Origin of the sequence: Anaerostipes sp. Marseille-Q3525, assembly GCF_018223505.1 — a bacterium.
GTDB lineage: Bacteria > Bacillota > Clostridia > Lachnospirales > Lachnospiraceae > Anaerostipes > Anaerostipes amylophilus.
Genome location: NZ_JAGTTT010000008.1, coordinates 1 through 12,477 on the forward strand (window position 1 = coordinate 1; position 12,477 = coordinate 12,477).

A 12,477-nucleotide genomic window follows, 5' to 3' on the forward strand; every position below is an offset into this window, starting at 1 on the left:
TAGTATGTCAGTCTTATAGATAAATAATATCAGAGGTAATGAGAATAAAAAATAAAAAGTGAAGGTTAACCAATATGTTTCATGACACATTGGTGCCTTGCGCAGAAAGGCGGAATATAAATATGATAAAATGTCAGACAGAAAATGAAACATATATATCGTTTATATACAAAATATAAAGTACGATACAGGAGAAAAATAAGATGAGTAAAGAAAATTTTGAAAAGCAGATCAGAAAACGAATGAATGAATTAGAAAAGATAAATGCACATGGAGTGTTTAAGGAACTAAAAGGAAAGATCACGGGATTTGATTATGATACGAAAAGTCTTACAATGACCTATGAGGCAACAAAATTTCATGAAAATGCATTTGGTATTATGTTTGGTGGATCAATTGTAGGAATGTTTGATATTACATTTGGAACATTAACCGCAGGTTTAGGAGATTATAGTGTAGCACCGACTGTACAACTGTCTACAACATTTTTAAAAGGAATTCCAACAGGAGCAATTGTAAGAATTGAGGCAGAAGCAGTGTCTGCTGGTAAAACGATCATGAATTTTGTTGGAAAAGCATATGTAGAACAAGAGCTCATGGCAACTGCTAGTGGAACATTTATGACACCAAGGCCCTTTAAAAAATTTATAGAAGAATGATAAAAGTAACTGTAAAATAATTTTAATAGTGCCTGTTCACAAACAGTGAGCAGGCACTAAATTTTTTAGAAAGAAACTTCTTCAATTTTTTTTACAGCATCAAGGATCATATCAGGAGTTACTTCATAAGGCCATTTACGAACATCAATTCCAGACAAAGCCTTTGTGATCACAGCATCCATATCATCAATCGTTGGAAATGTAAAGAATGGGCGTTTACTTTTTTAATTGTTTTTATTATACTCCGGAAAGAATGTTTTGACAAATTTGATGGAAGTAGTAAAATAGCTTTATATGGGGTATTTTACATGGTACCTGAAAACTTAAGGTGGCAAGTAACATACTGAGTGTAAGTACTTTAACTAATAAGAACTTAAGATAATAGGGAACTTACGGAACGAACTAATACAAAAGGAAGGTAATATAAAATGGCAAAGATTGATATTATATCAGGATTTTTAGGAGCAGGTAAAACAACACTGATCCAGAAATTATTAAAAGAAGCATTAAAAGGGGAGAAAGTCGTACTGATCGAGAATGAATTTGGTGAGATCGGTATTGATGGTGGATTCTTAAAAGATGCAGGAATCGAAGTAACAGAGATGAATTCAGGATGTATCTGTTGTTCCTTAGTTGGAGACTTTGGAAGTGCATTAAAAGAAGTTGTAACACAGTATGATCCAGACCGTATCATCATTGAACCATCAGGAGTTGGTAAATTATCTGATGTGATCAAAGCGGTACAGGGTGTTGCAGAAGATGTTGATTTAGACTTAAACAGTTTTGTAACAGTTGCAGATGCAAAGAAATGCAAGATGTATATCAAAAACTTCGGTGAGTTCTACAATAATCAGGTAGAATATGCAGGATCTATCATTTTAAGCCGTACAGGAGATGTAGCAGAAGATAAGTTAAATGAAAGCGTAGCACTTCTTCGTGAACATAATGAAAAAGCAGCGATCATCACAACACCATGGGATGAACTTTCAGGAGAACAGATCTTAAAAGTTATGGAAGACGGAAATGATATGGCCAAAGAATTATTAGAAGAAGAGGAAATCTGCCCTGTATGCGGTGGACATCATGACCATGAACACGAACATGAGCATCATCATCATGATCATGACGAAGAATGCGGATGCGGACACGATCATGAACACGAACATCATCATCACGATCATGACGAAGAATGCGGATGTGGATGCGGACATGACCATGATCATGATCATCATCACCACCATCATCATGCAGATGAAGTATTTACAAGCTGGGGTAAAGAAACACCTAAGAAATATAAGAAAGAAGAACTGGAAGAAATCTTACAGAAATTATCTAAAGATGACAGTTATGGCATGATCTTAAGGTCCAAAGGTATCTTACAGACAGAAGACGGATCATGGGTTCAGTTTGACCTTGTTCCAGGGGAATATGAAATCCGTGAAGGAAGTGCGGATTACACAGGAAGAATCTGTGTCATTGGATCTAAATTAAAAGAAGATGAATTAGAAGGTTTATTCTTTTAAATAACAGGAGGAAAAAAGATGTACGAAATACCGGCATACCTGGTATGGGGATTTTTAGAGAGTGGAAAATCCACATTGATTAAAGAAACATTAAGCCAGGATTATTTTAATGACGGCGAGAAAACAATGATCCTTACATTTGAAGAAGGAGAAGTCGAATATGACAAAGAAATGCTGGAGAAGACAAATTCTTTCGTGATCAATATTGAAAAAATAGAAGATTTTACAAAAGAATTTGTCAGAGCATGTCAGAGAAATTATTATCCAGATCGTGTTATGATCGAATACAATGGAATGTATTCCATTGATGATCTGATGGATGTGATCGATGAGACAGATCTTGAATTATATCAGGCGATCGTAACGGTTGATGCATCCACAGCTGATATGTATCTAAAGAACATGAAATCTTTATTTATGGAAATGTTTAAGATGGCAGATCTTGTCATTTTCAACCGCTGTGATGATAACACGAATATGGGAAGTTTCCGAAGAAGTATCAAAGCAGTTAATCCAAGAGCACAGGTAGGGTTCGAACGTGCAGATGGAAAAGAAATGGAACAGGATGAACTTCTTCCATATGATGTGAACGCAGAAGTGATCAAAGTCGAAGATGAAGATTATGGAATCTGGTATATTGATGCTATGGAACGTCCACAGGTTTATGAAGGAAAGACAGTGGAAATGCGAGTTCAGGTTCAGAGAAGTCCTAAGATGCCTCCAGGAATGATCATACCTGGACGTAAAGCAATGACTTGCTGTGAAGATGATATGACATTTATCGGATATCTGTGTAGATTGAATCATACAAAATCTAAGACATTAAAGAGAATTCTCAATAATGAATGGGTTACATTAACAGCACAGATTCATTCAGAATACAACGAAGCATATGATAAGACAATGCCAATCCTGACAGCGATCCGTATTGAAAAATCAGAACCACCAAAAGAACAACTGGTATATTTCTAGATTTTAAAGTTAGGATAGGAAATAAAAATGCAGCGAAATTTAACAAAAGGACCGATTACGGTCAATTTATTACTTTTCGCCCTGCCATTAATGTTTGGAAATCTATTACAACAGCTGTACAATGTAGCAGACACCTGGGTTGTCGGAAGATACCTAGGTGCCAATGCATTTGCCGCCGCAGTGAAGATAGACTCCTTCGCATACATGCCAGTACAAGACTTCGGAAATGCATTTTCAACCTACGTGGCACAAAACTACGGGGCAAAGGAAGAAAAACGAATTAAAGGGAATCTGGATGTCAGTGCCGATAGGGTGGTTTTTGGCGGACATTATTGGAATTTTCTACTATTTTAAATCAAAATAATAGAAAAAGAAATTCCTTTTATTTTCCGCTAGCGAATATTCAACCAATAATTAACGTTATCAAACTCTAGAAACCTGCATAAACTGTAAAAACAACATTTACAGGGGGCTTTTCCATTGAAGAAATACATGGAAGAACGGGTTATTGAAAGTGCAACTTACATTATCGAGCACAATGCAACCGTCCGCCAGACAGCTAAGCAGTTTGGAGTCAGCAAAAGCACAGTACATAAGGATGTGACAGAACGATTAGAGATGATCAACAAAACACTTGCAAGACAAGCAAGGAAAGTGCTTGATATCAACAAATCGGAACGTCATATCCGGGGTGGGATGGCAACAAAGGAGAAATATCTTCATAAGTAATAAAAATAATACCATTCAACAAAAAATGTGAATGGTATTATTTTTATGCAAAACATATTGTTATTCATCTTCAGTAGAAGCTGTATATTTTTCATAAATCTGCATCAGATCACGTCTACGTTTTATATCAACTTTTGCAAATATATTATGAATATGAGCTTTTGTAGTACCAACGGAAATACATAAAGTTTCAATGATCTCTGTATTGTTCATATCATCAAGGAGTAGTTTTAAGATATCCTGTTCTCTTGTGGTTAATTAATATTTTTTACAGAACAGATAAAATTTAGAATAATCTGTTTCTTCATCTTCTTGTGTTGATAGAGCTGCATTAACCTCTGGTAAATAGATTCTGCAGGATTCTTTCACATCATAGGAAGAATGCACCATTAATTCAGCTATAATCTTAGTTAGCATACGGATACAGATCAAAGCAAGAAAGATGATCAAAGGATTACAATGGCAGAAATATTAAAAGAAGGAATGCTGGCCGAAGTGATCGTGTTAGATAGAAATCTGTTCGAGGTTAAGCCAAAAGAAATATTAGATACGAAAGTATTGGTTACGATCATGGACGGAGAGATTATCTATTAGAGGAAGTAAAAGGTGTGAAGTGGCGGAAGCTAAATTGAAAAGGAAGTAATCAGAAAGTGCAACTTATATATTTGATTAATTATTCAGTTAAAGGGATAAAATCATTAGATGAAGATGTGAAACTATCATTTTATAAAAAACAATTTCTAAAAATCCAGATATGAATGGATATAATATCAAAGGAATTTACGGAATGAATGGATCGGGAAAATCGGGAATAGTGACTTCAGTTAAGATTTTAAAGAGTATTCTTACAGATTCAGGTTATTTAAACAATCCAATTATCCATTGAAAGCGATTTTATGGTGAAAATTCTTGATTCTCTTGTTGTATGTCGTTATAAGTTAATTTTATCAAAAGATGTTACAGGAAGATACAGTATTGTATATAAGCGATTATCTACAAAAAAAGCTACTTCAAGAAGTGATAATATGAAAATTATTTTTGAAGTTATTAATGGAAATATAGAAATATAGAAATATTAGAGATTGATGATGGCGAATTATTGAAGGATGTAATTGAAAAAACAAGAAATTTACTGACGATGGAATCAATGAGTAGTTTATTTTATGAAAAATTTTTAATTCCAGAGGCAAAGAAAAAAACATTACAAAATATAATGGAAAAGAGTATATATATGGTTACTTTTTTTCTTTGGAAGAAAACTACATGTTTATTTAGATCAATCATTAGAGGAAAAAGGTCGCCAGGAAGGACGATTAGAAGGCAGATTACAAGGACAAACCGAAAATAAGCTTAAGTTAATCGTGAAAAAAATCCATAAAAATAAATCTTTTGACCAAATTGTAGATGAGTTAGAAGAAGGTGCGGATGTTGTGCAGCCTTTGTATGATTTTGTATTGAAGCATATAGATTTGAACGAGGATGAAATGGTTCAGAAGTATCTTGAGAATATTGAATAACTTATTATCTATAAAATATGGAGAAGGAAGTCCTTTATGCAACTTCTTTCTCCATATTTTGCTTCTTAGTAAAACTCTTTTAAATTACTAACTGTTTCCTTCGTATATTCACATAAATATTTTGAAACGCCCTCAGAATCTCCACATTCTGCAATCGCTGCCGCTGCACATGTATTACATACATGTCTTAATTTACATTGATTACATTCCATGCTTGTTTTGATCTCTTCTGTTTCTTTCACGATCTTATTCCACAATGTCATAAAATCATCCGTTGTGTCAAAGGCATCATAACTTGGCTGATCTAACACGACACATGAACGTATCATACCTTGCCAATTAATAACAAACGAACTCTGCCCAGCCCGGCATGTCATATGCCCAGGACAGGCATCTCCTTCTTCTGTATGTTCTGCCAGATAAATGGTCTGCTTCGCATATTGCTCAAAAAGTTCATCCCCCATTTCCCGGTGTAAGATTTCAACCCTTGCCTTTGCAGCATCCTCTGGGTTTAATCTCTCATGAAAATTAAAAGGAGTTGTCCGCTCACGCACGGATGGATACATATAAGTATCGATCCGAACTGGGATATCATACTTTTCTCCGATATCTATGATTTCCATCCTGTCATGAAAATTCTTCTTCACAAGGCTTCCATTGATCTTGACATCAATCTTATATTTTTTTAATAATTCAATCCCTCTGATCGTTTTGTCAAATCCATCCTTCATATGGCATAGCTTCTCGTATGTCTCATTCTTTGATCCATATAAAGTTATATTTATCCTTCTTGGCTTATTCTTCGCAAAAAATTCCGCCCATTCCTCATTGATCAACGTCCCATTGGTATTGAGCGTAAGGATCATACCCATATCTTTTAATGCACAGTATAATTCTTTAAATTGAGGGAATAATAAAGGCTCTCCACCCGTTAACAACAAGAACAATGTCCCTGCATCTTTCATTTGCTTTGCAAGGGAAATCCATTCATCCAAACTTCGCAATCTTCCTTGGGACTGCATTTCTTGTTTGGATAAATGGACGTAGCACATGTCACAGTTTAAGTTGCAGAGAGGCAATAACTCCAGTACTCCATAAAGCGGAATACGGTTCCTTGCTGCCTTTGCGAAAAGTTGGCGTTCGAAGGTAGTGTTAGTGTCAAATAGGTCCATGATCACTCTCCCTGTAATAAAAAAGAACCGGTAGGTCGGTTCTTTTTTGTATTTTTTATGATTTCGCTGTTGACCATTCATTTATATTTAAATTAGTTGTACAATGCACGTTATTTCCATCCTCCCCTCTCCAAACAATAACATTTAAAAGAGTATCTCCTCTCAAATAATATCCATCCCTAAATTCATCCTTTGAATTAGCTTTATGTGTCGTGTCACATGCATGATATAAACTAGTTAAATATTTGTCTGCCGAATATTTCTTTGGCTTTCCATTAACCCAGTCTCTTCCCCCTTCTGTTTGTAACCCTGCTTTTCCATTTGTCTCCAAATAAACTGTACCATAACGATCATTCCTTCCTGCATTACATTGAAAATTATAAACCTTTCCACTCTCTCCACAAGCCGCCACATACTCATTCGGTGTAAATTCTTCTATATAAGCACTTGGTCTTTCATATCTTTTTTTCATAATCTTTTCCCCTTTCCTTCTATACAAATTCTATCTTCATCTTATATTGCACATTCTGCAATATCTTTTTTCATGACTATATTATACTAGAATCTTCCATTTAATGCAATAAACCATCTGTAAAAGGCATCTTTTTTTCGTAATCTGCTATTTCAATATACATATCCTGAATGACACCTGTAATACAAGCAGCTATGTATTCGTTTGCCTTGAATACTTCTTCATAAGCCATTGGCTTTTCATACATTCTCTTCATAACAACTTCCCCTTTCATAATCTTATATTTCAACAAACCGTCATCTTTTGATTTAATATTTTAACTTTATTATAGTCTGAAATCCTGGATTTTTCAATCATTTGTAAAAAAATACTTATTTTTTCGCAATCTACCAGTAAATAATCTTAAGTTCACATGTAATCTCTTCTCATATCATAATTTCCTTATATAATGATGTTGTATATTTTAAGGGGAAGTATACTTATTACGACTAAATTAATACATTAGGGGGAATTTTATGAAACGAAAATACGAACGTCCTATGGCTTTTGAAGAAACATTTATGACCAATGAGTATGTAGCCGCTTGCTGGGGTGTTGCCTGCTCAATAGATTCTGCCAATAAAGTGGATAAAGGTCATTATGGAGTAGATCATGTTGCTAAACATTGTGGACTTGATACAAATCAGCATATTTACACAAATTCAAAAGGTGTTGCAGTTTCTATGATCGAAGAAGGAACTGATGGTTTAGGAAATTTACCTTGTAATTTATACACTGATTCCAGTTATCGATATTCAAAATCCTACTCTTCTGTTAAACAAGGAGACTACATTTATTGGACAACTACGAGTAGTGATGGTCGAACTTGGCATCATCAAGGACGTGTAAAATCTACATACAAAAACAGACCAAATCATTCTTAATTTTATACTGATAATAACAAAAAACCTAACTCTTTTTCATTATCTTTAAAATTTTATTTCTCACTTTACCATTCATATAATATTCGTTTAATTTGTTCTTAAGATATTGAAATTTTGTTTTGGATGTTTCCTCTACTACTTTTCCAATGATTTAGAACTTATCAGACGAATTCTGTGTTAACACTCAATAATTATCTGTTAAGAAATAATCTGCTATCGCTCTCGGCAGCTCATATCTTCTTTTTTGTTTCATTATTTATGCTTATCTTATTTTACATATATTGACATTTATTCTTGCTTTTGCTAGTATGATCACAATGAAGAAAACGGATCGATTACACAGCGTTCTTACAATATGTATTTACTATGGGGAAAATCCATGGGACGGTCCTCATTCCCTAATTGATATGCTAGAAATCCCAGATGCTTTTAAACCTTTAATTTCGGATTATAAATTTAACTTAATTGAACTTCGTAAAAGCGAATATTTAAAATTTCACAACGACGATGTCAACACAATATTCAATATTAGCAGATTTATTTTTGACGAAAAATATGATAAAATCACTGATATATACAAAGAAAAAAATATATCATCCGAATTAGCCATGGTAATTGGTTGCATTACTGAATCACAAAAATTAATTAACGATGCTATAAAATCTGAGCAAAAAGAAGAATAAGCAAAAGATAAACTGGATCAGACTTGCAAAAAAGAATCGGATACCTACGGATTGTAACTATAGTAATCCCCGTATTAGATATGATGGAATCAACTGGTGGATCACAGTAGGCATTGAATACGAAGACTCTGTTAGTGTTCCCTCCAATGATGGGATAGGGATTGATTTAGGGATTAAAGATTTAGCGATATGTACTGATACGTTAGTCAGGAATTAACGCCTATGGAGAGTACAGGAACTTGTGAGTAGTACATGAATTGATTCGTTACAAAAGCATACTCGTTGAAGTAGGAATGAAACATAAAGGTTTATAATTTTTTATAAGTTTTCAGTAACGGTACTTGACAGCTATGAAGAGTTGAACAGAAAAGTGTAAACGAGGTGAAACCATGGCATACAAAGAATTGATCAAAAACTTCAACCGTATCCGTAGCTATATGCGGGAATTCTATGTCTATGGTTTCAAAAAACGAGAAGAATACACAAGAAAAAGCCTAAGATCTTATGATAATGAACGCCGCCGCATAGAAAGTATCCTAGGAAATTATATACAATTTCACCAAACAGAAAATGGGAAAAATGTCTTTTTATCCATCGACAGTCGGATCACAGAACATAATCCATTGTATCAGGCATGGAAGATAAAGAGTTTTACTGATGGTGATATCACGTTCCATTTTATCATAATGGATATTTTAGAATCAGCAAAAGAAAGTCTTTCCATTCATGAGATTACAAAGCAAGTAGATCAATATCTTTCTGTATTTGAAAGTCCAAAAGTATTTGATGAGTCAACAATCCGCAAGAAATTAAGAGAATATGTGAACGAGGGAATCATAGAAACTGAAAAATGTGGAAAAACATTATATTATAAGAAATCAGATCAAATTTATAAAGGGAATATAGATATTTTAGATTATTTCTCAGAAATAGTACCATGCGGGGTGATAGGTTCATTTTTGCTGGACCAGCAGCTAAAACATAAAGGAAAATTTGCATTTAAACATCACTACATCACAGGAACGATGGATAGTGATGTGATGTGTCAGTTATTCGAAGCAATGCAGAAGAAAAGCAGTGTGACAATTCAAATGCTTCAAAAAAGGACAGGCAATAAGACAAAAATGAAAGTAATTCCATTACAAATTTTCATCAGCGTACAAAGTGGCAGACAGTACTTGATGGCGTACAGCCAACAGTTTAAACGAATTTCATCTTTCAGACTAGATCGTATAATATCAGTAAAAATAGAAAAAGAAGATAAAGATTTTCAAGAATTAAGAAAAAAATTGAAACACATGAAGAAACACATATGGGGTGTCAGCACAACTTCAAGGTCAGGAGAGAGGATGGAGACTGTAGAGTTTACAGTTCATTATGAAGAAAATGAACCATATATCCATCAAAGACTGGAACGGGAAAAGAGATGCGGAAAAGTCAAAAAGATTGATGATCATACAAGCCGTTTTTATGCAGAAGTATACGATGCAAGTGAACTAGTGCCATGGATCAGGACTTTTCTATGCAGGATCACAGAAATTCATTTTTCAAACAAGATTTTGGAAACCCAGTTTAAAAGAGATATTCAAAAAATGTATGAACTATATGATCTGGAAGGTGGTGAAGTACAATGATATTTCATGAAATTTACAGTGTGTATTATCAGACAGTTGCCAAAATTCTGGAGGTAGCATTAGATCATCCATTAAAGAAAGATGAGATATGTAAGATTATAGAGAAATATGCATTTTCAGAAAGTGTACTAAGCATAGAACCAGCACTAAGAGAACAAAAATGGCAGTTGATTAGGTCAAATGGAACAACGGTTCTAAAGAATCATCCATCCATGCCACTTACAACAATTCAAAAACGATGGTTAAAATCCATCTGCCAAGATCCAAGAATTCATTTATTTCAAGATGATCTGAAAGAAATAGACTTTCCAGAGATAGAACCATTATTTACTCTAGATGATTTCTATATCTTTGACCAATATCAAGATGGAGATGATTATACAGATAAAGTTTATATTAGAAATTTCAGAATGATCCTTGACGCGATTAAGAATCAATACCCGTTAGAAATTACTACATATAATCATAAAGGCCAAAAAGTATCAATGAAGATTTTGCCGAAATATCTTGAATATTCCGAAAAAGATGATAAATTCCGTGTCGCAGGATTTGGAAGCAGATTAGGTGGAACAGTGAATCTTGGAAGGATTATAAGCTGTGAACGTGCAGAAATAAGTGAAAATGCAGAGTTGATACATAGAATTCCACCAAGGAAAAGAAGAGTCATCTTTGAACTTAAAGATGAAAGAAATGCTTTAGAAAGAGCCCTGTTACACTTTGCACATTTTCCAAAGAAAGCAGAAAGAATTGAGAGAAACCAATATCAGATTACCATTGATTATGATAAAGATGATGAGACAGAGATGGTAATTCGTATTTTATCTTTTGGCCCCATGTTCAAAGTTGTACAGCCAGATCATTTTGTAAATTTAATCAAGGAACGTTTAAGAAAACAAAAAAGTTCGCAACTTTTTTTCCATGATAAGAAACATATTTCCAGATAGAATAAAGAAAAAAAGAAAGGAATGAGAAATATGTTAGAAATCAAAGGAAAAGTAAATACAGCAATCTGTTACGCAAAAGTAATTGAAGAAGAAGCTATCGAGCAGATTAGGACGATGTGCGACTATGAACTGACAAGAAACAGCAAAATCCGTATTATGCCGGATGTCCATGCAGGAGCTGGATGTACGATTGGAACAACAATGACTGTCATTGATAAAGCATGTCCAAATGTTGTCGGAGTTGATATTGGATGTGGAATGTATACAGTGAAATTAAAAGAGAAAGAATTAGATTTCGAAAAAATAGATGAAGCATGTCATTATATTCCTTCTGGAAAGAATGTATGGGAAGGCAGAGAAGAACGACTTAATCTTGAACAATTACGATGCAGAAGAAATCTAAACAATACAAAAAGATTGGAACGATCCCTTGGAACACTTGGCGGTGGAAATCATTTTATTGAGATCGATCAGGCATCAGATGGAACATATTATTTAGTTATCCATTCAGGCAGCCGTAATTTGGGAAAACAGGTGGCAGAATATTATCAGCAGCTGGCAGTAGATCTTCACATGGGAAAAGAGGAATATTTTGCCAAAAGAGATGAAATCATAAAAACTTATAAGGCATCAGGGCGAAGAAAAGAGATACAAGAAGCATTAAAGGAATTAAAGAAAAGCTATAAAACAAAAGTTTTAAGCATTCCAGAAGATCTCTGCTGGTTATATGGAGAATTTTTAGAAGATTATTTACATGATGTAGAAATCTGTCAGTCATTTGCAAAAAGGAACAGAGAAAAAATGGCAGAGATCATTTTAGAAAGAACAGGAATGACAGCGGAAGAATCCTTCCACACAATTCACAATTACATCGACACAGAAGAGATGATTTTGAGAAAAGGAGCAATTGCAGCACATAAAGGGGAAAAAGTACTGATTCCAGTCAATATGAGAGATGGTTCCATTCTGGCAATCGGAAAAGGAAACAAAGAATGGAATGATTCAGCACCACATGGTGCAGGCAGATTAATGTCAAGAACGAAGGCAAAAGATCAGTTAGATATGCAAGCATATAAAGAATCCATGAAAGGAATTTACACAACATCAGTTAATGAACAGACACTAGATGAAGCACCGATGGCTTATAAATCTTTGGAAGATATTATTGATGTGGTCAGAGAGTCAGTGGATGTGGTGGAAGTGATGAAGCCTGTATTTAATTTTAAGGCTTCATAATAAAAAATAATAT

General features: G+C 34.2%; 13 protein-coding genes and 2 pseudogenes. 11 read left to right on the forward strand and 4 right to left on the reverse strand.

The window, feature by feature from the left end; translation table 11 throughout:
• Positions 1-203: 203 nt before the first annotated feature.
• From KE503_RS05285 to spoIIID, 5 genes and pseudogenes are all read left to right on the forward strand, one after another.
• Positions 204-659, forward strand: a complete 456-nt coding sequence (locus tag KE503_RS05285; RefSeq protein WP_147604773.1) for a PaaI family thioesterase — start codon at positions 204-206, stop codon at positions 657-659.
• 428 nt (positions 660-1,087) lie between these two features.
• On the forward strand, positions 1,088-2,182 hold the full coding sequence (locus tag KE503_RS05295) for a GTP-binding protein (RefSeq protein ID WP_212384646.1): 1,095 nt from the start codon (positions 1,088-1,090) through the stop codon (positions 2,180-2,182).
• Positions 2,183-2,200: 18 nt separating this feature from the next.
• Positions 2,201-3,154, forward strand: a complete 954-nt coding sequence (locus KE503_RS05300; RefSeq protein ID WP_022374202.1) for a TIGR03943 family putative permease subunit — start codon at positions 2,201-2,203, stop codon at positions 3,152-3,154.
• Between the two features lie 102 nt (positions 3,155-3,256).
• A pseudogene (locus KE503_RS15055) lies at positions 3,257-3,439 on the forward strand (MATE family efflux transporter); the annotation flags it as partial.
• A gap of 195 nt (positions 3,440-3,634) precedes the next feature.
• Positions 3,635-3,883: a sporulation transcriptional regulator SpoIIID gene (gene spoIIID / locus KE503_RS05315; protein WP_022374204.1), complete on the forward strand. Its 249-nt coding sequence runs from the start codon at positions 3,635-3,637 to the stop codon at positions 3,881-3,883.
• A 60-nt stretch (positions 3,884-3,943) separates the two neighbouring features.
• On the opposite strand, the pseudogene KE503_RS14460 reads toward spoIIID, so the two are convergent.
• Positions 3,944-4,129, reverse strand: a pseudogene (locus tag KE503_RS14460) (helix-turn-helix domain-containing protein); the annotation flags it as partial.
• Between the two features lie 213 nt (positions 4,130-4,342).
• Here KE503_RS14460 and KE503_RS14680 point away from each other — a divergent pair.
• Positions 4,343-4,477, forward strand: coding sequence for a hypothetical protein (locus KE503_RS14680; protein WP_022374205.1), 135 nt, complete (start codon positions 4,343-4,345; stop codon positions 4,475-4,477).
• Positions 4,478-5,465: 988 nt separating this feature from the next.
• Here the strand turns inward: KE503_RS14680 and KE503_RS05325 are convergent.
• From KE503_RS05325 to KE503_RS05335, 3 genes are all read right to left on the reverse strand, one after another.
• A complete protein-coding gene (locus tag KE503_RS05325) occupies positions 5,466-6,572 on the reverse strand; it encodes a radical SAM/SPASM domain-containing protein (RefSeq protein WP_022374206.1) in 1,107 nt (368 codons plus the stop codon).
• Positions 6,573-6,627: 55 nt separating this feature from the next.
• Positions 6,628-7,044 carry a hypothetical protein gene (locus KE503_RS05330; protein ID WP_055196568.1) on the reverse strand — a complete coding sequence of 139 codons (417 nt, stop codon included), beginning with the start codon at positions 7,042-7,044 and terminating at the stop codon, positions 6,628-6,630.
• Positions 7,045-7,144: 100 nt separating this feature from the next.
• Positions 7,145-7,300: a hypothetical protein gene (locus KE503_RS05335; RefSeq protein WP_155492454.1), complete on the reverse strand. Its 156-nt coding sequence runs from the start codon at positions 7,298-7,300 to the stop codon at positions 7,145-7,147.
• 259 nt (positions 7,301-7,559) lie between these two features.
• Here KE503_RS05335 and KE503_RS05340 point away from each other — a divergent pair, with 259 nt between their 5' ends.
• From KE503_RS05340 to KE503_RS05360, 5 genes are all read left to right on the forward strand, one after another.
• Complete coding sequence (locus KE503_RS05340; protein ID WP_055196569.1) at positions 7,560-7,967, forward strand: hypothetical protein; 408 nt, start codon at positions 7,560-7,562, stop codon at positions 7,965-7,967.
• A gap of 281 nt (positions 7,968-8,248) precedes the next feature.
• A complete protein-coding gene (locus KE503_RS05345) occupies positions 8,249-8,650 on the forward strand; it encodes an Rpn family recombination-promoting nuclease/putative transposase (RefSeq protein WP_283093040.1) in 402 nt (133 codons plus the stop codon).
• A 389-nt stretch (positions 8,651-9,039) separates the two neighbouring features.
• Positions 9,040-10,284: a helix-turn-helix transcriptional regulator gene (locus KE503_RS05350; protein ID WP_212384647.1), complete on the forward strand. Its 1,245-nt coding sequence runs from the start codon at positions 9,040-9,042 to the stop codon at positions 10,282-10,284.
• Complete coding sequence (locus tag KE503_RS05355) at positions 10,281-11,228, forward strand: WYL domain-containing protein (RefSeq protein ID WP_212384648.1); 948 nt, start codon at positions 10,281-10,283, stop codon at positions 11,226-11,228. Before KE503_RS05350 ends, KE503_RS05355 begins: the two co-directional genes overlap by 4 nt.
• Before the next feature lie 30 nt (positions 11,229-11,258).
• The gene (locus KE503_RS05360) at positions 11,259-12,464 is read left to right on the forward strand and encodes an RtcB family protein (RefSeq protein ID WP_212384649.1); all 1,206 of its coding nucleotides are present in this window, start codon (positions 11,259-11,261) and stop codon (positions 12,462-12,464) included.
• The last annotated feature ends 13 nt before the right edge of the window (positions 12,465-12,477 follow it).